Source organism: Neobacillus sp. OS1-2 (assembly GCF_030915505.1).
Classification (GTDB): domain Bacteria; phylum Bacillota; class Bacilli; order Bacillales; family Cytobacillaceae; genus Neobacillus.
Window position 1 is genome coordinate 527,904 of record NZ_CP133265.1, and the last position, 21,056, is coordinate 548,959.

Sequence of the window (21,056 nt, forward strand, 5' to 3'; positions counted from 1 at the left end):
AAAACAATGAGGTCATTTCGATTCTTTTTTCTTTCGTTTAAAAATGAGTGACAATAATAAAATATGAAGCGGCATTTTTGTTACCTCCTATTTTTCGTTCGGCTAGGTGGTATCCTTCATATACCACAAACTAGCCCCTCGTCCTTGCATTAGAAAAAACAACATAATTAAAACCACCTTTCAAATCGTATTATTTTTTACTGCCTACATAATCCGGAACATCGATGCTTGGCGTTCTTTGTTCTGTTCATAAATCTTTTCAACCATTTCTTGATGGGTGGCCTCTTGAGGACTCATTTTTCGTTTACGAATGGTTATCGTTAAAAAGAATATATTAAGTGTCAATTTGATTCACTTCCTTTTTTAAAGGATTATTACATGAAATGATGCATCGAAATTTGGCGTTCTTTCGCTTCGTCATATAGTTTTTCAACCATTTCCTGTTGAACCGCTTCTTCCAGACTCATCTTTCGTTTTTTTATGGTGATTGAGAAAAATAAGATATTTAGGGTCATGTCTACCACCTCCTTTAACTGATCTCTTCTTTTTAATCCAGCAACATCTTCACCATATTCCAGACATATCCATTTTGCGAGAAAAAAGGGCATAAAAAGGCCGCAGGAAGTCACTCCCCTGCGGCCGGCCTTTTTTAGACACAAAAATGCCACAGGGCGTCATTCTCCCTGCGGCATGGATATGTATTGTAACAAAGTGTTAAGCAATCCATTCCAGTCTGGTCGAATGCGAAATATTCAAATATACAGTTTTCATTACAGCGGCACCGCCATTGTTGATTGCAAGTAACATCATTTTCTTCGACCTCCTTTGGAATTTTTTACTTACTACGGTAATTATATCCACGTACCATTACTTTGTAAACCTTTTTGAATAAATTTTATAAAAAAAAGGCTCGACCCACGTAAAACAGGCACCATGTGAAAAAAATTTCACATGGTGCCTGACACCCTTTACACTTTTTACACTATTTTTATTATAACTACTCTAAGGCTTGTGTAAGATCTTCGATTAGGTCTTCAATATCTTCAAGTCCGACGGAGATACGGACTAGGCCTTCTGTGATGCCTAGTTCTGCACGTCTTTCTGCCGGAATTGAGGCATGGGTCATTCTTGCAGGAACTGAAATTAAGCTTTCAACCGCACCAAGGCTTTCAGCTAAGGTAAAATATTTCACTTTGCTTAACAACTGGTCCGCATTCTCTGCACTGCCAACATCGAACGAAACCATGCCTCCAAACCCTCTTGCCTGCTTCATGGCAATCTCATGATTCGGATGTGTTTCAAGTCCAGGATAAAATACCTTCTTCACCTTACTATGGCCTTGTAAGAAGCTAACAATCGCCTTTGTATTCGTTTCCGTTTCTTCCATGCGAATCCCTAATGTTTTGATTCCTCTGATTAACAGCCATGAATCCTGAGGCCCTAGAACACCCCCTGTTGAGTTTTGGACAAAATGAAGGTCTTCGGCAAGCTTATCACTATTTACTACCACTAGTCCCGCCACAACATCACTATGACCGCCAATATATTTCGTCGCACTATGAAGAACAATATCCGCGCCAAGCTCAATCGGATTTTGCCAAAATGGAGTCGAGAACGTATTATCAACAATCGTTAAAAGACCATGTTCTTTTGCAATCTCCGCTGCCGCTTTAATATCCGTTATTTTCAAAAGCGGGTTTGTCGGTGTTTCTAAATAAACGGCCCGTGTATTTGGTTTAATTTCACTTTTAATATTATCTAAGTTACTTGTATCAACAAAGGTTGCATCGATTCCGAACCGATTCAACACCTTGGTCATGACACGGAATGTGCCGCCGTACACATCATCCGTTAAGATAACGTGATCACCGCTGTTAAACAGCATAATCACAGCTGTAATCGCCGCCATACCAGAACCAAAAGCAAATCCCGCCTTACCGCCTTCGATTTCCTTAATCAGCTCTTCAAGCGCATGTCTGGTCGGATTTCCAGTACGGGAATATTCGAAGCCCTTATGGCCGCCGACACCTTCCTGTTTATACGTACTCACTTGATAAATTGGGAAAGAAACAGCACCTGTTGCTGGATCTTCACTAATGCCTCCATGGATCAATTTCGTCTTTCTTCTCATTCTAAATACCCCCTTCAAAGATTTTCTTGCTTAAATATCGTTCACTTCCATCTGGAAAAATAACCACGATGTTTGTCCCTGCTTTTGCTGTTTCCGCCTCTTTCATGGCAGCATAAAAAGCGGCTCCAGAAGAACTGCCCACAAGCAGCCCCTCTTTAGCTGCCAGCTCTTTCACGTAATGAAAGGCATCATCATCAGCAATGGTATGAATAGCGTCAAAATAGTCAGGTTCCATAAACGGAGGCAAGAATTCCATGCCAATCCCCTCGGTTTTATGTGGGCCAGATTCGCCACCATTTAAAATGGACCCCTGCGGCTCGACAATGACTGTTTTGATCTGCTTTTTTTGTTCTTTCAAATAACGGGCAGTTCCCGTGAACGTACCGCCTGAACCAGCCCCGGCAACAAAGATATCAATGTCACCATCGAGTTGATCCCAGAGTTCCGGTCCTAATGTTTTGTAATAGGTAGCAGGATTGGCGGGGTTCGCAAATTGCTGCGGACAATAGGAGCCTGGAATTTCTCGAAGGAGCTCCTCTGCTTTGGCAATCGCCCCCTTAATACCTTTCTCCGTTGGTGTTTGAACGATTCTTGCCCCGAGCGCTTTCATGATTTCCTGCTTTTCCATACTGAACTTTTCAGGGACGCAAAATATAACTTGAACCCCTTTATTGATGGCAGCAAGCGCTAACCCAATCCCAGTATTTCCGGCTGTCGGCTCTATGACAGTCCCACCTGCCCGGAGTTTTCCACTAGAAAACGCCTCATGTAAAAGCTCGACTCCAAGCCGGTCTTTGACACTTCCCCCAGGGTTCATGAACTCCAGTTTCGCAAAAATGCGAACACCTTCAGGCAAAGAAAACTGTGTAATTTCGACAATTGGTGTGTGCCCAATTAATTCATGTACATTTTTGTAGACTTGCATTTCTCCACCCCTAAAAAGCTATTTGAGTGCTGCTACCATTTTCATCACTAACGTAGCAGAATTAGTCGCTGCCTTATCAATAAATTGATCAAACGAAATTTCGGATTCCTTTCCGGCAATGTCGGAAAGAGAACGAATAATGACAAATGGAACACCGAAACGGTGCGCCACTTGGGCGATTGCTGCAGCCTCCATTTCAACCGCTTGTAAATCCTCGAATTTAGAACGAACAAAATCAACACGGACTGGGTCTTCCATAAAGGAATCACCCGTCACAATCAATCCCTTTACAATTTGGAAGTTTTCAAGTTCATTTGCAGCAGATTCAGCAACAGAAATTAATTTTTCATCAGCTGCAAATGCTGCCGGAAGCTGTGGCACCTGACCATATTCATAGCCAAATGCGGTAACATCAACATCATGATGGCGGACTTCCGTTGAAATAACGGCATCTCCGACATTAAGTGCAGGATTAAAGCCCCCTGCTGACCCCGTATTAATAACGCAATCAGGCTGATATTTTTCAAGCAGGATGGTCGTTGACATCGCTGCGTTTACCTTGCCAATCCCGGAACGGAGAAGGATGACATCTGTACCGTGCATCTTTCCAAATGTAAATTCACAACCTGCGACCGTTTCCTGTGTTTGCCCCTCGATATTATTTCGTAGTAAGGTAACTTCTTCTTCCATTGCTCCGATGATAGCTATTTTCATTCCTTAAACCTCTTTCATAATGTTCTACAAATAGGTAATAGGGTGTTTAATCCCCATTAATATACTATGAATTTAACCAAAATCATGTTATCATACCTCACCCCTTTATTCAAATACATTGCCAGTATCATAAAAAATTACTAAAATAATGTATAGAAAGGATGATTTATGGTGAATTTTCAGTTTGACTTAATAGAGGATAAAGTGGAATTTTTCGAGGCTACTACTCTAAAAACATTACAAAAAAAGATTGAATCACAAATTGATGAAAATAGAGCAATTATGCTGGGAGTCCATTCCGTATCCCACCAGATGCATGTGAATGAAAATGGACAAACATACTTCACAGCGGTTGTTCATTTTAAAAAGAAATAGGATGGTGCCTTTTTTCAGGCCCATCCTTGTTTGTTACTCTCCGGTTACATTAATAACCTTCGTCGGTTTCCATCCTTGACCATCAACCCACTCGATGAATACTTTAAACTTTTCCTTTGTATCTTTTGCAGAAATGGTTCCTACAGAGGCATTCGCTTTAGCAGGATCCTTGCCAAGCCATATAACGGTCATATTGCTTGTATCAACCCCAGTGGCATATGAGATGGCACTCAGCATTTCATCCCAATCAACACCACTATATACCGGAGTATGATCCCCTGTCTGGGTTGTGCCAACAGGTTTCCACGCAGGGTTTTCGATGGTGGTGCCGTCTTCGGAAACTACTGCTTGGGAATCATCTGTCGATTCAGGCACAGAGGCTTCTTCACTTTCTTGCTCCTCTTCGGAATCATTTTTAGAGGAACTGTCATCCTTTTGAACAACTTCATCTTTTTTCTTTTCCGTGTCCGCTTTATGGGTTGTATCTTTTTGTTCCATTTTAGGATCCTGCTGCTTAGGAGCCGCTTTTTCATCACCGCCTGATAGAAAAATAGTATAGGCGACAAAAATAATGAGCAGCAACACAATGATGATTAAACTATTTAAAACGAGATTGGTTTTTTTTCTTTTCGCACGGTAACCGGAACGCGATTTAGAATTGAAATCATTACTCAATGTTATCCCTCCGTAAAAATAAGGCTCTCAATATTCTAACATGATTCAATGAGAACATGAAGGAAAAACCATTTTTCACTCTCCGTTACCATGGTCTTTTTCATAAAGCATCTTAACCATATCAGCAAATAACAAATTAATCCCACCCTCGGAATCGACCACATCCAAATTCACAGTAACGAGAACATATTTGGGATTTTGATAAGGGAAATAGCCGGCAAACCACTTATTATGCAGCTGCATGCCATTTTCAAATTTTCCTGTTTCGGCAGTGCCTGATTTACCTGCTACTTCATATGGCAAGTCCTTAAACCATCTACCCGTTCCATTTGGGTTCACCACTACTTCACGCAGTAATTTTTGCAGTTTCATTGCCGCATATGGGGATATGATATCCCCTTTTAAGCTGGTTTCAGGGAAATCGACCATCGTCGTGCCGTTTTTATACTCGATTTTAGAAACAGCACGAACCATTTCCTTTTTCCCCCTCTTGCTATCGTGGCCATCATATTGGCGACAGCTAATGGAGTGACGCGAACCTCATGTTGACCGATTCCGGACATCGCGGCAAAATTGGCATCTTTTCTAGCCTCATCATTCAAGAAGACCCTGCCATGATCCTCATTTGCAAATTGATTGAAATCACTTGTATGATAGACATCCCCCTGCCAGCCAACGGGGCCGATTAGCGATAATTTGGTCGCATATTCTTCTAAAAGATGAGGATTTGCCTTTTGCAATTCCTTCGCCAGCTCACCAAAGGTCCGATTACAGCTTCGGGAAAAACTGGTCGCAAAATCCAGCATTCCATAATTATATTTTAATTCCGGTTTTCCATTAATCTTTTTACTGCAATCAAATAGACGAGTGGGGTCATCAAGATTTTGGTCGATTGCCGCAGCGGCAACAACCGTTTTAAAAACAGAACCAACGATTTGTTGCTTCAACATCATATTGGTAATTCCCCCGCCACTGTATGGATCCTTTTTATTTATCGCCGGTCGGGAAACCATGGCAAGCACACTATTATCCTCCATATTGAGGAGAATAAGGCCGCCTTTTTTGATTTGGTACCGATCAATAAGATTCTCCGCTTTTTGCTGTAGATCCTTATCGAGGGTGGTTTTGACGTTTACAGGATAAAACGGATTTGCCGGATCAACATATTTAACATTAATACCGAATAGAGGACCACCAGTGCCATCCACGTGGTAAACAAGCTTTGATTTCCCTTCTGGGAGAAGGAATTCATCAAAGCTTTCCTCAAGCCCGGATACACCAAGCAATGTCTTCTCTGATAGTTCTTTGTTTGGATAACGCTTACTTAATTCCTTTGGGTTTTCTCTAGTTAGACCAATCAACTGTTCTGCCGGTATTTCCGAACGCTCAAATTTCTTTTCAATCGCAAAAACCCCAGGGATTTTTAAGGCGTTAATCCTTTTCATCTGCGATTTGGTCAATTCAAATGGCTGTGGGTCACCAAAGGCAAACGGCTTTTTTGCCTTTTCTACAGCTAGTTTAAGCGTATTTTCCGGAATTCCTGAAATGGAAGACACCTTCTCAATCTCCCAATCCATCTTTTTTAAAAAAGGAAATAGAACGAGGACAGAAACTTTATTGTGCGTCAACATAACCCCATTTCGGTCAAGGAAATTGCCTCTGCCGTTATCAATCACAAGCTCCTGTGTTCGTTGTTTGACACTTTCCTCAAGTAAATTTACATGATGTTTCGAAAAGGTCTTTGTCTCCACTAATTGGATTTGCATTAAGCGAACCAACAGGAGCAGCAAACCGGTTATACAAATAAAAAGCCAGCCAAGTGCTCGTCTTTTCCACATAAAAAACACCTCGTCAAAAGTTTTGACGAGGTTCAAGCATTTCAAACAATATTCAGATGAATTGTACTCATATCCTTTAGTTAATCTTTGTAATACGAACGCTCATTTCACCGCCTGGTGTTTGAACAGAGACTTGATCGCCTACTTTTTTACCTAAAAGACTTTTCGCAATCGGCGAGTCATTCGAAATTTTCCCTTCAAATGGATCTGCCTCAGCACTTCCAACAATAGAGTAAGTTTCTTCTTCCCCATCCGGAAGTTCAATAAATGTAACGGATCTGCCAAGTGCGACTGAATCGCCGGCGATCTCGCTTTCAGCAATTATCTTAGCATTACGAATCATATTTTCTAAGGTCGTAATACGGCCCTCAACAAATGCCTGCTCTTCTTTTGCGGAATCATACTCAGAGTTTTCAGACAAATCACCAAAACTTCTAGCAATTTTAATTCTTTCCACCACTTCTTTACGCTTTACTGATTTTAAGTATTCAAGTTCTTGTACAAGTTTGTCTTTTCCTGCTTGTGTCATAGGAAATACTTTTTCTGCAGCCAAAACCCTCACTCCTTCAAGTCTCACAATCCCCCATTAGAATTGTGTATGTATGGTATGTAGATTGTTTGCCATATGGCAAATACATAGTAGCGCGTCCTTTTAAAAGGGGACGCGCTAAAATTATTTATTTTAAGTCTAATAATAGCTATTGTGTCATAAAAATGACTTTTGTTCAAGAATTGTTTGAATTTTTGTGACCATTAAATCGACGGCAACATGATTTTGGCCTCCCTCAGGGATAATGACATCCGCATAACGCTTCGTTGGTTCAATAAATTGGTTATGCATTGGCCGGACTACATTCAGATATTGATCGATAACAGAATCGAAAGTCCGTCCCCTTTCGCGAATATCACGAGTCAGCCGGCGGATGATTCGCAAATCGGCATCCGTATCTACGTACAATTTGATGTCCATTAAATTGCGAAGCCGCTCATCCTCGAGTACTAAAATCCCCTCCAAAATGATTACATCCTGCGGCTCCACGGGTATAACCTTATCTGAACGTGTGTGGATGGAATAATCATAAACAGGTTTTTCTATTGCTTCATAGCGTAAAAGTTTCTCAATATGCTCGATTAGCAAATCATTATCAAAAGCAAGCGGGTGATCATAATTTGTCTTCAATCGTTCCTCAAAAGGCACATCATGTTGATCCTTGTAGTAATAATCTTGTTCCAGCACCAAAATGGAATGTTCCTTCAAGCTTTCGTAAATTGCTTTTGTTACACTGGTTTTTCCGGAGCCTGAGCCGCCGGTTACACCAATAACAACCGGTTTCTGCATCATGCGTTCTCCTTTCGCATCATGTTGTTAGGATACACCGGTTTGTCCAATTTAAATTGTACAATCTGAAGCGGATGTCTAGCTGCATCCAATTCATTTCCTTTTTCATCCCAAACTTTATCAATCACATGCGTAAAGTTTTGAATTTCCGGTCCGAAAAATTCTACTTCTTGCCCCGGCTTAAAATGGTTTCTTTGCTGTAATGTCACTATCTGTGTTTCCTCGTTATAATCCAGCACAAGACCAACAAACTCAAACTTTGTCTTCTTGCTATGATTACCAAACATTTGCTCTTTATACCCTGGAACCCCTTCAAAAAAAGCAGGCGCTGTTTCACGGTTTGCACATTTATCGAGTTCTTCTAACCATTCACGCTTGATGACGAAATTCTCAGGGTCAGCGCAATAGGCATCAATCACTTTCCGATAAACACTCACAACTGTGGCAATGTAATGAATTGATTTCATTCTGCCTTCAATTTTCAAACTGTCAATCCCTAGCTCAATCATCTGTGGAATCGCCTGAATTAAATTAAGATCCTTCGGGCTCATCGCAAACGGGTCATTGCCTTCTTCAAACAGGGCAACTTCTTGATTACTGCCTTCTAGTGTGTAGAGATCATAATCCCAGCGGCAAGACTGGCAGCAGCCGCCACGGTTGGAATCCCGTGCTGTCATATGATTACTCAATGTACAACGTCCGGAATAGGCGATGCACATGGCTCCATGAATAAAGGTTTCAATCTCAACATCGACCTTTTCCTTCATTTCTCTGATTTCTTCCGCACTGACCTCTCTTGCTAATACGACACGTTCTGCACCTGACTCTTTCCAAAACTGTGCAGCCTTCCAGTTAGAAAGTGACTGCTGTGTGCTGATATGGATCTCGATCTCCGGGGCAAGCCGCTGGCAGGTTTCAATAATGAGTGGATCCGCAACAATAATCCCGGCAATTCCTGTTTCCTTCAAGCCAAGAATATATTCCTCTAAACCATCAATATTTTCATTATGGGCAAAAATGTTCGTTGTCACATAAATTTTCGCGCCATATTTTTTGGCAAATTCGACGCCATCTTTCATTTCCTCAAATGTAAAGTTATCAGCGTTTGAACGAAGTCCATATTCCTGACCGCCAATAAACACAGCATCTGCCCCATAATGAACCGCAATTTTTAATTTTTCAAGATTACCCGCTGGCGCAAGGAGTTCTGGCTTTTTCACTATGACACGTTTTCCATCGATGATTTCAGAAATAGTATCTTTAACGTTATTCATGTTTGCACCCCTCCTAAGTTTTGTCTTGCTTCAGCGCCAAGGGGTCATAAGCCCCTGTGCAAGGCGCTTCCGCTTTCTAATTAGTAAACCGTTTCTTTGAAAAAGAATCCCGTATCTATTGAACGATTTGCCGGTTGAATTTCCTCAATTGCAGCCAACAGTTCGTCCTTTTTATCGTCATAAGCATCCGGATCTTCCATAAATAAGTCAATTGCTGCACGATAAGCCTTTGTTACAGCTAAAATATATTCAGGACTTTTTAAGATTCCATCGATTTTAAACGTATCAACACCGGCTTCGAGCATTTCTTGCAGTTCATCAATCATACAAATATCATTTGGGCTCATAATATGCGTACCGTTCTCATCTTCGAAAATCGGATATTTATTTTCACGCTCTTTATCATGCAAAAACATATTTTTTTCCATCTTGCGATTTTCAACTTCCAAGACTTTTCCTTGATACTCATAATAGTTACCTAGCAATGAGCGTTTAGATTGAAACATACAACTCATTCCGTGTACCTGGACTTCAATTTCCACTTCAGCATGTTGCTTCATTTCAATAATGGCATCCATGTTGATTTCACGTGCTAGGACTGCCCGTTTTGCACCTTTTCGACCCCAATAGTTACATGTGTACCAGTTTGTTCCCGTTGTCTCGGTATTCCAATGGAGTTTCATTTCCGGTGCCACTTCTTTTGCCGTCATTAATACAGCCGGGTCGCCGAAAATAATTGCATCCGCCATTGCTTCTTGAGCAAATTGAATATAGTCAGCAAGTTCGGCTATTTTTTCATTGTGAAATATCGCATTCATCGCCACATACACCTTTTTTCCCTTGCTATGGGCTAGAGTAATCGCCTTTTTAACATCTTCACGATTGAATTCTCCTGCTAGTCGTAATCCATATCGCTGCTCACCCACCACAAATGCATCTGCACCGGCTTCCGCTAAGGGTAAAATCTCATCCACGGACAATGGAGTGACAAGCAATTCTGTTTTTTTCATTTCCTTTCACCTCTCCTTTTACTAATGGCAACCCCGTCTCCTACAGGGAGAATCACGGAGTCATAATCCGCATGATCCATTAACCAGTGATTAAAAGCATCAATTTTCTTAACAAGGTTTCGGGTTCTCTTCGATTCAATTTCTTCTTCTGCGACAAGACCTTTAAACAATACATTATCGGTGATAATCATTCCGTCCGGACTCAGATATTTTTCATACATCGTAAAAAACTTTTGATATTGGCCTTTTGCCGCATCAATAAAGATGGCATCATACGGAGCATGTACACGAACCTGATCTTCCACTTCGAGCGCATCACCTTCAATTAGGGTGATTTGCTCCCCGTACAAAGAACGCCCAATAAATTCTTTTGCCACTTGAATTCGCTCAACATCACGCTCAATCGTTATGATTTCAGCATTCGGCATCGCTTCAGCCATTCGTAATCCTGAATACCCAATCGCAGTTCCGACCTCTAGAATTTTGTGCGTGCGATGAATCCGCAGAACTTGCAGCATCATTTCAATCCCTGCAAGTTCCATAATCGGGACATTATGTTCTTTCGCATAGCTTTCCATTTCCGTAAACAATGGATTTCGTTCTGAAATTAGATTATCAATATAAAAATGCAGCTTCTCATTTAACAAGCTGCCGTCACCTCAATTCCTATAGGAGCATTGTTACCTTTACATAATGCTCTTTAGACATGAAAAAATAGCGTTCACAGGAAATAACGAGCTGATGAGATCAACTCTGTGCGTTTTTGGTCAGATACACCACAAAACCATACTGTGAGTTACGCTATAGAATACATATTAAAACACCTGAATTATTTTATCATAAAAAGAGGGGGAATGCTAATCTTTCCCCCTAAGATTTATTATTTTTTATTGGTAATATGTTTTGTCTTTTCTTGATTATGTTCAACCAATGTCTTTGTAAAAATAACTTCGCCTTCTGGGGTTGCCAGGAAGTAATAATAATCCGTTTCTTCCGGATCCAATGCCGCTTCAATCGAATCTTTTCCGGCACTTGCTATCGGCCCTGGTGGAAGTCCGGTATTTTTATACGTATTATATGGTGAATTCACTTCCAAATCCTCATATAAAACCTTATCTTTATGTCTCCCTTGCGCATATAAAACCGTTGGGTCAGTTTGGAGCGGCATCCCTTTTTTTATTCGATTATAGAAAACACTGGCGATCGTTTTACGGTCAGCTTTTTCCGTAGCTTCCTCCTCCACTAACGAGGCCATCGTTAATAATTGATGAACGGATAGCTTTTTCTCTTTACTTGCTTCCGCATAATCAGATAGTACATTTCGTGTTTTATCCAGCATGGCTGTGACTATTTCATCAATTGTTGGATTTGGCTTATAAAACGGATAGGTAGCCGGGAATAGATATCCTTCGAGCGGATATTTGACCGTAGAGTGTAACACTTCATCTGTTAAAATATCCGGATATTTGGCCATTAACGTTTTAATAAATTCTTTGTCATTTAATTTAGCAAATACGTCTTCTTCCTTTTGGTTTGTCGCCTTTGCCATAATAGCGGCAATTTCTGTCAGCTGCTTCCCTTCTGGAATCGCAATCTTAAAACTCGCTTTTGCCAGTACCTTACCCGTTTTCAGACGGCTGACAATTTCCGCCACATCCATTGAAGGGCTTAGCTGATAATTACCAGCCATAAATCCACCTTCATTTTTCAGCTTTACATAATACTTAAATACTTTTGCATTTTTAATAATTCCATTTGTCTCTAATTTCTCACCAATTCCTGTGACGGATGAACCTAACGGAATTTCAACTGTTTTTTGTTTCTTACTTTTAGAATCAACTGGTTTCAGTGCTGATTGTATGTAAAGGTATCCCCCACCACCGATAACGACGATCAATAATAGGATTAAGATCGAAATGATTGAAACTATCTTACGAACAACCCTTGCTTCATGGTGCTGTTCAAGCATTTTTTGCCGAATAATCTCTTTTTTTGTTCCCTTTTCGTCAGATGTCATCGTTTTCCCCCTTCCCATGACCATTGAATAAAAAAAAGCCAAATTTATTAAAAATAAAAAAGGATATCTTAATTATTTCAGCATATTGTGAGAAAAATGTCAATTTATGAAGAAAAGCGGAAGGTACCGGGGGCTGGACAATTCTCAAAGTCAAAATCTCCACTTTCTTTTGTCGAAAAAGAAAGAATCGGCCGCTATGCAGCCGATTCCCTAATTCTTATTCTACCTCTTGATCTTCATTAAAAGTATTAAATACTTCTTCCACCATATCCCATTCTTCATCCGTTTCAATTTCCATTAACTCGCCAAGACCGCCATCTTCCGTTGGGATGTAAGCATATGTGAGGATGTCAATTTCTTCTTCCTCTTCTTCATTTGCACCTACTGGATAAAAGAAAATATAGGATTTTTCAAATTCCTCAGAATCAAATGTGAAAAGTATTTCAAATAGTTGTTCATCGCCATTTTCATCAATCAATGTGATATAGCGATCTTCTTCATTATGTTCGTGTTCGTGTGCCATTTTCTTCACCTCATTAATTTTTACTATCAAGATAGCCTTGCAAAATCATGACTGCTGCCATTTTATCAATAACCTTTTTTCGCTTTTTTCGACTGACATCAGCTTCCAGCAATACCCGTTCAGCTGCCATTGTAGTCAGCCGCTCGTCCCATAAAACTGTCGGCACAGCAAATTTAGTTTCAATTTCAGCAGCAAAGTGCTTACTAGCTTCAGCCCGTGGGCCAACTGTACCATTCATATTTTTAGGAAAACCGATGACGACCGTATCAACTTGATACTCACTAATTAATTGACCAATTTCCTCAAAACCAAACTGTTGTTTTTCTTCATTGATTTTGAGAGTTTTGAGACCCTGTGCTGTCCATCCTAGCTCATCACTAATGGCTACACCGACAGTTTTTGAGCCTACATCTAAACCCATTGCACGCATTAATTAAACCTCTCGTTGTTGTTTTAAGTAGGATTTGACCAATTCCTCAATGATTTCGTCCCGTTCCAGCTTACGAATGATGTTACGGGCATCACGATGCCGTGGAATATAAGCAGGGTCACCGGATAACAGGTAGCCGACAATTTGATTAATAGGATTATACCCTTTTTCCTGCAGAGCCTCATAAACTTGAAGAAGGACATCCTTCACATCATGTTCAAACGGCTCTTCAGGAAAATTAAATCGCATTGTTTTGTCAAATGAACTCATTTCATGCACCCCGCCTTTCTAACAGAGGAGAGAATTGTAATGTCTAGCGGAAGCGCCTAGACAAGGCGCTTCCGCTTTTTTGCACTCTTACCTACATTTTACACTACTTTGTCCTATTATCAAATGGATTTTACCCATTCCTCAACGAATTGCAGTGCAGGTTCCAGTTTTTCCGGATCCTTTCCGCCGGCTTGTGCCATATCCGGACGGCCGCCACCGCCACCGCCACAGCGAGAAGCTACTTCTTTAATTAGTTTCCCGGCATGATAGCCTTTTTCGATTAAATCCTTTGTTACAGCGGCGATCAAATTCACTTTACCTTCATGGGCACTGCCAAGAACGATGACAACCGAACCAAGCTTTTGCTTCAAGTCGTCGGCCATATTTCTCAAGTTATTCATATCTGCTGCCTGAACTTGAGCGGCTAAAACTGTTACACCGTCAATTTCTTTCGCCTTCGAAACAAGGCTGCCTGCTTCAATGTTTCCAAGTTTTGCGGCAAGGGATTCATTTTCCCGCTGCAGTTGTTTGATTTCAACCATCAGGCCATCAATCCGGTGCACGATCTCTTTCGGATTTGTTTTTAATTTTTCAGCAGCATCCTTTAACAAACCAACTTGTTCACTTAGTGATTTGTATGCTGATTCACCCGTTACTGCCTCAATTCTTCTGGTTCCGGCACCAATTCCACCTTCGGAAACAATTTTAAATAGTCCAATAACAGATGTATTGGGAACATGGCAGCCACCACACAGCTCAAGACTGTAATCCCCAACCCTTACAACACGAACAATATCACCATATTTTTCTCCAAACAGTGCCATAGCTCCCAGTGCTTTTGCTTCAGCGATTGGTTTAAGGCTAATATCCACTTCGATGTTTCTCCAGATTTTTTCGTTCACAATTCTTTCGACTTGTTCTAGTTCATCTGGCGTAATTTGACCAAAATGCGAAAAATCAAAACGAAGACGGTCAGGCTCTACAAGGGAACCGGCTTGATTTACATGCTCCCCAAGAATATCTTTTAATGCCTGATGCAGCAAGTGGGTTGCCGTATGATTTTTAATAATCTTCACACGATTTTCAGCATCTACTTTTGCCGTTACCAGTTGATTCGTTTTTAGCGTACCACTCTTCACGACTACTTGATGAAGGTTTTGACCATTTGGTGCCTTTTGAACATCCTTAACAGCAACTGCTACACTTTCTCCTTCTATCAAACCACGGTCAGCGATTTGCCCGCCGCTCTCTGCATAAAACGGTGTCATGTCAAGAATAAGTTGTACTTCTTCACCACCGGATGCTTTCTCAGCCAGTTCGCCATTTTTTAGGATGGCTACAACTGTCGAACTTGTCTCTAGAGTATCGTAGCCAACAAATTTACTTTCAACTGTAACATCACGAAGCACGCCCTTTTGGACCTGCATCGAATCGACGTCCTGACGAGCCGCACGTGCACGTTCACGCTGCTGCTCCATCTCCACTTCAAAGCCTTGATGGTCAACCTTCATGCCTTCTTCTTCAGCATATTCTTCTGTCAATTCAACCGGGAAACCATAGGTGTCATAGAGTCGGAAAATATCGGTACCTGTAATGGTATCGCTGCCCTTTTCTTTTTCCTTTTTAATAACGTTTGCTAAAATCGTCAAGCCTTCATGAAGGGTTTCGTGGAAACGCTCTTCCTCGTTTTTGATCACCTTTTGAATGAATTCGGTCTTGTCCTTTACTTCCGGATAGAAGTCGTGCATGATTTCTCCCACGATAGGGACGAGTTCAAACATAAATGGACGGTTAATATTAATTTGTTTCGCATAGCGGACAGCGCGGCGCAGCAAGCGGCGCAATACATAGCCGCGACCTTCATTTGATGGCAACGCCCCGTCTCCGACAGCAAAAGCTACGGTTCGGATATGGTCAGCAATTACTTTAAAAGCTACGTCGCGTTCTTTATCGACACCATATTTTTCGCCCGAGATTTCTTCCGTAGCCCGAATGATGGGGATAAATAAATCAGTATCAAAATTAGTCGGAACGTTTTGAACGACAGATGCCATCCGCTCTAGTCCCATACCGGTATCAATATTTTTCTTTGGCAGCGGTGTATACGTACCATCAGGGTTATGATTAAATTGTGAAAAGACAAGGTTCCAAACCTCAAGGTATCGGTCGTTTTCACCGCCTGGATATAACTCAGGATCGCTTGGGTCATTGCCATATTCCGGGCCGCGATCATAGAAAATTTCCGTATTCGGGCCGCTTGGACCTTCACCAATATCCCAGAAGTTTCCCTCCAGGCGAATAATTCGTTCCTCAGGCAAACCAATTGTCTTATGCCAAATGTCAAATGCTTCATGATCTTCAGGATGAACAGTAACAGACAGCAGTTCCGGGGCCCAGCCAATCCATTTAGTATCAGTTAAAAACTCCCATGCCCATTCAATTGCTTCTTGTTTGAAATATTCACCAATAGAAAAATTACCGAGCATCTCAAAGAATGTATGATGGCGCGCAGTTTTCCCAACGTTTTCAATGTCATTGGTTCTGATTGATTTTTGTGCATTTGTGATCCGAGGATTTTCAGGTACAACACGACCGTCAAAATATTTCTTTAAGGTTGCAACACCACTGTTAATCCACAATAATGATGGATCATCATGTGGAACAAGTGAGGCACTCGGTTCAATCGTGTGTCCTTTTTCTTCGTTAAAAAATTGTAAAAACATCGAGCGAATTTGTGATCCTGTTAAGTTTTTCATTTAGATTGACCTCCTTTTTATGTAAAAAAGCATACAAAAAAGCCCTCATCCCCAAAACAGGGACGAGAGCATATCTCGCGGTACCACCCTGATTATGAATACAAAAAAAGCTGTATTCATCTCTCAAAATTGCCTTAACGCGGCGAAACGGCAGGGATTAGCTGCACTCCGGATTAGCTTTCTGTCATCCTTCATCTAGAGCTTCTTTCAGCCATGGAAGCTCCTCTCTTCTGCGCTTTTAATGCGTTACAGATGGTCTACAACATACTCATGTCCTTCAACATTTTACTACTATATGACGAATTATAGCCACGAAAAAAACGTTTGTCAATTTGATTCATGACTGAAATGACTTTTTGCATGAATTATCCCTACTTTAAGCACCGCAAGCACCGGGACTGCTAAAATCAATCCAAGTATTCCGCCAATTTCCCCGCCGGCAGTTAACGCCACCATAATGACTAACGGGTGCATATGCAGGCTTTTGCCAACAATATACGGTGATAAAATATTACCTTCAAGGAATTGGAGACCAAAAACAATCACCAAGGTAATGATCACTAATTTAACTGATATTGTCGCAGCGATGATTACCGCTGGTACCGCTCCGATAATCGGGCCAAAATAAGGGATGACATTAGTCGCTCCAACAATCATCCCTAATAATAAAGGATAGTTCAAATCAAAAATCCAAAATAACAGTGCAGAAAGACTACCAATAATGATACAAACCAACAGTTGTCCTCTGATATAGCTACCAAGAGATTCATCGACATCCTTGAGAAAAAGCGTGCCCTTCTTCCGCCATTTTTTAGGGGTAATATACCACACAGCCCGTTTAATTAAGGGAAAGTCCTTTAACATATAAAAGGCGATAAAAGGAATAAGTAACATAAGTAATGCCGAATTTAGGAAACCCATAAGGATGTTAACGATGATGGTTAGTAATGAATCCATCTTTTTTTCGAAGGTATCAATGCCCTCATTCATCCGCGCTTGAAGTCCATCTGGCCACGCCCTTGTGTGCGACTGCAATTCATTAATCCAGCCGCGGTATTGTTCGGCAAAAGCAGGAGCACTTTCAGACAGGTCCTTTAATTGGTCAATAATGGCAGGTATACCTTTATAAAGTCCAAAACCAATTCCGCCAAAAAAAAGAAAATAAATTAAGAAAATGGCAAGCCCGCGGTGGAGTCCTTTTTCGTGTAATTTTTCAACAATCGGGTGTAGTAAATAGGTGATAAACCCACCAATCACAAAGGGAAGAAGGATGATGGCTGCCATTCGGACAATTGGCATCCATAGGAAACTTATTTTCAGAAAAACAAAAATGACAATTAATAAAAGGAGCAAAAAGCCAATTCGATAATACCATTTCATACGAATATCCACTTCCAAGCCTCCTTTTTGTTAGTTTTGGAGACAATTAATGTAAATATACAAAAATCCCCCTCAATTTTATAAGGGGGATTTAAACACATGTTAGAATATCGCACGTTTCACTTTCTTTTGCATCCTTTTCATATTGCGGGCAGACATCATATTGTTTCTTTGAGCCATATTATATGCTGCCATGCCTGCACCAAAAGCAACCACTGTTGTCATCATTTTATTCATACGTCTCACCTCTTCTTTATATTTAAAGGGTGTAGCGACGCTCTTCTTCTTCAAACAAATCATCTAAGGAACTGAGTGACCCATCCTCTTCGACTTGGTGGGTATTAATTATCCCTGAGGAAACAGAAAGTTCAATAAAACAGTTCCAGCAATAATATTGGTTGATACCAATTTTGCCAATATCTTTACTTTGACAATTTGGACACTTAAACATGAAAAGACACCTCACGTATCATTAACGTCTACGATAATGGCATCCTTTCCGATCGCTAAGGGCTTCTCGGATTGAATGACTTGTTTGCCTTCCGTGATATCCGAAAAGAAGCCATCCGTAATTTCGTACCCTACGATTGTGCCCACTTCTTCTTGAAAATATACATCTTTCAATAATCCGAGCGACTCCCCGCTTTTCGAAAGCATCATCATTCCATCCAGTGGACGTTGATGTGTTAACGTATGCAGAGGGTTCTCCTTTAGCTTTTCCAATTGTTCCGCGTCCTCAACCATAACCCCATCCCAGCCAAAGAAGGTCACCTTTTGAATGTCCAGAAAAAAGGATTGTTTGAAGAAAACGCCTTTTTTTACAAGCAGGCCATTGACTTTTCCAGTGCTTGAAATACATAGGTCACTTATTTCACCAATTTTCGTGCCACTTCTCGTTTCAAATACAGGCTGACCTTTCAATAAAGAAAATGTCCGCAAAGAGTGTCCCACCTCCTCTCGAACATTTATAGTTTCAGCCATTTGTTAGAAAATCATAAGGTGTAAGGTTTTCCATACCTACCATTGGATTCACTTGCATTAATTCTTCCTCATAGGATAATTCATTGGATACGGCTTGATCCGTCATTTTGGCAGATGTCTCAAGAGCATTCACAGTGATGGTTTCTTGCAGCTTTTGACAAAGAGTCGTTTGCCTCAATAGCTCATCTGCTCGTTCAACCCCCATTCGAAGGGCATCCTCTTCACCACATAGAATCAATGATTGTTTACTTCTGGTAATCGCCGTATAAATTAAATTCCTTCGCAGCATCCGATAATAACTTCTAGTAATAGGTAAAATAACAATCGGAAATTCACTGCCCTGTGATTTATGGACCGAGCAGCAATAGGCATGGGTGATTTGATTCAGGTCCTGCTTTGTATATTCGACCTCATTCCCTTCAAAGGAAATATAAATCATATCCTGTTTCTCCATGTTTTCTTTTGCATAAATGATTGAAATAATTTCACCGATATCCCCGTTAAACACATTACTTTCCGGCTGGTTCACAAGCTGGAGTACCTTATCACCGATACGGTATTTTACCTCACCAAAGGCGATTTCCTTCCGTTTTCCATCTGGATTCGGGTTGAAAATTTCCTGCAGCAGCACATTTAAGCGATCAATTCCTGCTGGTCCTCTGTACATTGGGGCCAACACCTGTATATCTTTTGCTGAATACCCTTTGTTTTTGGCATTTAAGGCTACTTTTTCCACCACTTGTGCCACCTGCGTCGTTGAACATTTAATAAACGAGCGATCAGCCTGTTTTGCAGTTATATTTGCAGGCAAATATCCTTTTTTAATTTCATGTGCCAGTTCGATGATCGATGATCCTTCTGCCTGCCGGTAAATATCGGTAAGGCGAACAGTCGGTATCCGTTCAGACTGCAGCAAGTCTTTTAAAACCTGTCCTGGCCCGACAGAAGGCAGTTGATCCTCGTCACCGACCATGATAACTTGAATATTCTCTGGTAATGCTTTGAACAATTGATTGGCAAGCCAAATATCGAGCATTGAGGTTTCGTCAACAATTAATATTTTCCCTTCGAGCGGGCTTGCATCATCACGATCAAATCCTTCTGATCCATTAAAGCCAAGTAATCGGTGAATCGTTACGGCAGGCAGTCCCGTCGACTCTGTCATTCGTTTGGCAGCACGTCCGGTCGGGGCAGCGAGTAAAAAGGGAAACGGCTCGTCCTTTTTGTGGTAATCCTTTATTTCTAAGGAACAGCCGTGCAGTTCTGCATATAGTTCTACTATTCCCTTGATTACAGTCGTCTTACCCGTACCAGGTCCGCCTGTTAAAATCAGCATTGGCGACATTAACGCCGTTTGAATCGCTTCCCTTTGGGACGGGGCATATTGGACTTGGAGACGTTCCTCTAATCCACCTAAAGCCAGTAGAAACTCCGATTCAGGGAATTGTTCCTTGTATTCTGTTTGCTGTAATATCCGCTGAATACTTGTAACAAGACCCTTTTCAGCGAAAAATAAAGATGGCAGGTATACACGCTTTTCCTCAACTTTTATTTTTCCCTCTTCTTCTAGCTTAATTACCTCATTTGAAATGTCTATGTATTCAATTTGATCACGTTTATTGTCTTCGAGCAGTACCCTTACTTGTTCTAACAAATCTTGAGCATGCATGTAAACATGTCCCGTTTGCATACTTTCGTTTTCTAGTGTGTAAAGGCAAGCAGCTTTTATTCGGTCTGGATGGCTTCCTGTAATCCCTAGCTGATGGCCAAGCTCATCCGCACGGCCAAAACCGATACCTTCAATATCTTCGACAAGCTGATAAGGATTTTTTTGAATCGTATTAAGTGTTTCTTCTTTATACGCTTGATAAATCCGCATTGAAATCTGCGGGCCAAAGCCATATTGATTCAGGGCGACCATAACCTGCTCAAGTCCTTGATGCTCCATCAACGTATCATAAAGCATTTTCGCCTTTTCAGGAGGGAGCTTTGGAATAGAGTCAAGTAACGACGGCTGATTGAGGATTTTCGAAATCGCATCTTCTCCCAAGGTTTCAACAATGTTCTCGGCCGTCTTTTTCCCAATTCCCTTAAACATTTCACCGGATAAATAGGCTACGACCCCTTGTTTTGTTTGGGGCATATCTTTACGGAAATGATTGGTGTGAAATTGCACGCCAAACTTAGGATGTTCCTTAAAATCTCCGAAAAAGATATAGGATTCTTGTTCATGAATTTTTGGGAAATAACCGGTAACTACGGCTTCCTTGTCCTCATACGGATGATTTGTTTCATCAACACGGATTCTTAAAACGGTATAAAGATTTTGTTCATTATGAAAAATCGTTACGATTGGCCGTCCTTTAACAAACTTTCCTTGCTCCGCAAATAAATCGAGCGCATCTTGTTTTTCCATTT

General features: G+C 41.0%; 22 protein-coding genes, 1 pseudogene and 1 other annotated feature. Of the genes and pseudogenes, 1 reads left to right on the top strand and 22 read right to left on the bottom strand.

Annotated elements, in window-relative coordinates; translation table 11 throughout:
• Positions 1-204: 204 nt before the first annotated feature.
• From RCG19_RS02840 to mtnN, 5 genes are all read right to left on the bottom strand, one after another.
• A complete protein-coding gene (locus RCG19_RS02840) occupies positions 205-345 on the bottom strand; it encodes a YrzI family small protein (RefSeq protein WP_308109595.1) in 141 nt (46 codons plus the stop codon).
• A gap of 29 nt (positions 346-374) precedes the next feature.
• Positions 375-515, bottom strand: a complete 141-nt coding sequence (locus tag RCG19_RS02845; RefSeq protein WP_166238891.1) for a YrzI family small protein — start codon at positions 513-515, stop codon at positions 375-377.
• 482 nt (positions 516-997) lie between these two features.
• The gene (locus RCG19_RS02850; RefSeq protein ID WP_308109596.1) at positions 998-2,131 is read right to left on the bottom strand and encodes a bifunctional cystathionine gamma-lyase/homocysteine desulfhydrase; all 1,134 of its coding nucleotides are present in this window, start codon (positions 2,129-2,131) and stop codon (positions 998-1,000) included.
• Between the two features lies 1 nt (position 2,132).
• Positions 2,133-3,056 carry a PLP-dependent cysteine synthase family protein gene (locus RCG19_RS02855; protein WP_308109597.1) on the bottom strand — a complete coding sequence of 308 codons (924 nt, stop codon included), beginning with the start codon at positions 3,054-3,056 and terminating at the stop codon, positions 2,133-2,135.
• An 18-nt stretch (positions 3,057-3,074) separates the two neighbouring features.
• Entirely contained in the window at positions 3,075-3,770 is a 696-nt protein-coding gene (gene mtnN, locus RCG19_RS02860) for a 5'-methylthioadenosine/S-adenosylhomocysteine nucleosidase (RefSeq protein ID WP_308109598.1), read from the bottom strand.
• Between the two features lie 168 nt (positions 3,771-3,938).
• On the opposite strand from mtnN, the gene RCG19_RS02865 reads away from it, so the two are divergent.
• Complete coding sequence (locus RCG19_RS02865; RefSeq protein ID WP_207627496.1) at positions 3,939-4,145, top strand: DUF2536 family protein; 207 nt, start codon at positions 3,939-3,941, stop codon at positions 4,143-4,145.
• Positions 4,146-4,178: 33 nt separating this feature from the next.
• Here RCG19_RS02865 and RCG19_RS02870 read toward each other — a convergent pair whose 3' ends face one another.
• The 17 genes and pseudogenes from RCG19_RS02870 to RCG19_RS02950 form a co-directional block, all read right to left on the bottom strand.
• Positions 4,179-4,820 carry a YrrS family protein gene (locus tag RCG19_RS02870; protein WP_166238684.1) on the bottom strand — a complete coding sequence of 214 codons (642 nt, stop codon included), beginning with the start codon at positions 4,818-4,820 and terminating at the stop codon, positions 4,179-4,181.
• Between the two features lie 75 nt (positions 4,821-4,895).
• Positions 4,896-6,658: pseudogene (locus RCG19_RS02875) on the bottom strand (peptidoglycan D,D-transpeptidase FtsI family protein).
• A 76-nt stretch (positions 6,659-6,734) separates the two neighbouring features.
• Positions 6,735-7,211: a transcription elongation factor GreA gene (greA, locus tag RCG19_RS02880; RefSeq protein ID WP_166238688.1), complete on the bottom strand. Its 477-nt coding sequence runs from the start codon at positions 7,209-7,211 to the stop codon at positions 6,735-6,737.
• 153 nt (positions 7,212-7,364) lie between these two features.
• Entirely contained in the window at positions 7,365-8,000 is a 636-nt protein-coding gene (gene udk / locus RCG19_RS02885) for a uridine kinase (RefSeq protein ID WP_166238690.1), read from the bottom strand.
• Entirely contained in the window at positions 7,997-9,271 is a 1,275-nt protein-coding gene (locus RCG19_RS02890) for a peptidase U32 family protein (protein ID WP_308109599.1), read from the bottom strand. Before RCG19_RS02890 ends, udk begins: the two co-directional genes overlap by 4 nt.
• 80 nt (positions 9,272-9,351) lie before the next feature.
• Positions 9,352-10,281 carry a peptidase U32 family protein gene (locus RCG19_RS02895; RefSeq protein WP_166238695.1) on the bottom strand — a complete coding sequence of 310 codons (930 nt, stop codon included), beginning with the start codon at positions 10,279-10,281 and terminating at the stop codon, positions 9,352-9,354.
• The gene (locus tag RCG19_RS02900; protein WP_308109600.1) at positions 10,278-10,928 is read right to left on the bottom strand and encodes an O-methyltransferase; all 651 of its coding nucleotides are present in this window, start codon (positions 10,926-10,928) and stop codon (positions 10,278-10,280) included. Before RCG19_RS02900 ends, RCG19_RS02895 begins: the two co-directional genes overlap by 4 nt.
• A gap of 233 nt (positions 10,929-11,161) precedes the next feature.
• A complete protein-coding gene (gene mltG / locus RCG19_RS02905; protein ID WP_166238699.1) occupies positions 11,162-12,298 on the bottom strand; it encodes an endolytic transglycosylase MltG in 1,137 nt (378 codons plus the stop codon).
• Between the two features lie 217 nt (positions 12,299-12,515).
• A complete protein-coding gene (locus RCG19_RS02910; protein WP_308109601.1) occupies positions 12,516-12,821 on the bottom strand; it encodes a DUF1292 domain-containing protein in 306 nt (101 codons plus the stop codon).
• Positions 12,822-12,834: 13 nt separating this feature from the next.
• A complete protein-coding gene (ruvX, locus tag RCG19_RS02915) occupies positions 12,835-13,251 on the bottom strand; it encodes a Holliday junction resolvase RuvX (RefSeq protein ID WP_166238703.1) in 417 nt (138 codons plus the stop codon).
• 3 nt (positions 13,252-13,254) lie between these two features.
• Positions 13,255-13,521: an IreB family regulatory phosphoprotein gene (locus RCG19_RS02920; RefSeq protein ID WP_007084549.1), complete on the bottom strand. Its 267-nt coding sequence runs from the start codon at positions 13,519-13,521 to the stop codon at positions 13,255-13,257.
• Between the two features lie 119 nt (positions 13,522-13,640).
• The gene (gene alaS, locus RCG19_RS02925) at positions 13,641-16,277 is read right to left on the bottom strand and encodes an alanine--tRNA ligase (protein WP_308109602.1); all 2,637 of its coding nucleotides are present in this window, start codon (positions 16,275-16,277) and stop codon (positions 13,641-13,643) included.
• A gap of 55 nt (positions 16,278-16,332) precedes the next feature.
• Positions 16,333-16,567: a binding site (T-box leader), on the bottom strand.
• A 37-nt stretch (positions 16,568-16,604) separates the two neighbouring features.
• Positions 16,605-17,669, bottom strand: a complete 1,065-nt coding sequence (locus RCG19_RS02930; RefSeq protein WP_308109603.1) for an AI-2E family transporter — start codon at positions 17,667-17,669, stop codon at positions 16,605-16,607.
• 90 nt (positions 17,670-17,759) lie between these two features.
• Positions 17,760-17,894 (bottom strand): YrzQ family protein, encoded by a 135-nt coding sequence (locus tag RCG19_RS02935; protein WP_166238709.1) that lies wholly within the window; start codon positions 17,892-17,894, stop codon positions 17,760-17,762.
• Between the two features lie 22 nt (positions 17,895-17,916).
• Complete coding sequence (locus RCG19_RS02940) at positions 17,917-18,108, bottom strand: hypothetical protein (RefSeq protein WP_149871089.1); 192 nt, start codon at positions 18,106-18,108, stop codon at positions 17,917-17,919.
• Between the two features lie 11 nt (positions 18,109-18,119).
• Positions 18,120-18,596, bottom strand: coding sequence for a PRC-barrel domain-containing protein (locus RCG19_RS02945; RefSeq protein WP_166238711.1), 477 nt, complete (start codon positions 18,594-18,596; stop codon positions 18,120-18,122).
• A gap of 34 nt (positions 18,597-18,630) precedes the next feature.
• A complete protein-coding gene (locus RCG19_RS02950; RefSeq protein ID WP_166238713.1) occupies positions 18,631-21,054 on the bottom strand; it encodes an SF1B family DNA helicase RecD2 in 2,424 nt (807 codons plus the stop codon).
• Positions 21,055-21,056: the final 2 nt, after the last annotated feature.

What these genes read in the sequence shown, in the direction of transcription:
- RCG19_RS02845 (WP_166238891.1), bottom strand. Translation starts at nt 515, where the DNA reads ATGACCCTAAATATCTTATTTTTCTCAATCACCATAAAAAAACGAAAG.
- RCG19_RS02850 (WP_308109596.1), bottom strand. Translation starts at nt 2,131, where the DNA reads ATGAGAAGAAAGACGAAATTGATCCATGGAGGCATTAGTGAAGATCCA.
- RCG19_RS02855 (WP_308109597.1), bottom strand. Translation starts at nt 3,056, where the DNA reads ATGCAAGTCTACAAAAATGTACATGAATTAATTGGGCACACACCAATT.
- mtnN (WP_308109598.1), bottom strand. Translation starts at nt 3,770, where the DNA reads ATGAAAATAGCTATCATCGGAGCAATGGAAGAAGAAGTTACCTTACTA.
- RCG19_RS02865 (WP_207627496.1), top strand. Translation starts at nt 3,939, where the DNA reads ATGGTGAATTTTCAGTTTGACTTAATAGAGGATAAAGTGGAATTTTTC.
- udk (WP_166238690.1), bottom strand. Translation starts at nt 8,000, where the DNA reads ATGATGCAGAAACCGGTTGTTATTGGTGTAACCGGCGGCTCAGGCTCC.
- RCG19_RS02890 (WP_308109599.1), bottom strand. Translation starts at nt 9,271, where the DNA reads ATGAATAACGTTAAAGATACTATTTCTGAAATCATCGATGGAAAACGT.
- RCG19_RS02895 (WP_166238695.1), bottom strand. Translation starts at nt 10,281, where the DNA reads ATGAAAAAAACAGAATTGCTTGTCACTCCATTGTCCGTGGATGAGATT.
- mltG (WP_166238699.1), bottom strand. Translation starts at nt 12,298, where the DNA reads ATGACATCTGACGAAAAGGGAACAAAAAAAGAGATTATTCGGCAAAAA.
- RCG19_RS02910 (WP_308109601.1), bottom strand. Translation starts at nt 12,821, where the DNA reads ATGGCACACGAACACGAACATAATGAAGAAGATCGCTATATCACATTG.
- ruvX (WP_166238703.1), bottom strand. Translation starts at nt 13,251, where the DNA reads ATGCGTGCAATGGGTTTAGATGTAGGCTCAAAAACTGTCGGTGTAGCC.
- RCG19_RS02920 (WP_007084549.1), bottom strand. Translation starts at nt 13,521, where the DNA reads ATGAGTTCATTTGACAAAACAATGCGATTTAATTTTCCTGAAGAGCCG.
- alaS (WP_308109602.1), bottom strand. Translation starts at nt 16,277, where the DNA reads ATGAAAAACTTAACAGGATCACAAATTCGCTCGATGTTTTTACAATTT.
- RCG19_RS02935 (WP_166238709.1), bottom strand. Translation starts at nt 17,894, where the DNA reads ATGAATAAAATGATGACAACAGTGGTTGCTTTTGGTGCAGGCATGGCA.
- RCG19_RS02940 (WP_149871089.1), bottom strand. Translation starts at nt 18,108, where the DNA reads ATGTTTAAGTGTCCAAATTGTCAAAGTAAAGATATTGGCAAAATTGGT.
- RCG19_RS02950 (WP_166238713.1), bottom strand. Translation starts at nt 21,054, where the DNA reads ATGGAAAAACAAGATGCGCTCGATTTATTTGCGGAGCAAGGAAAGTTT.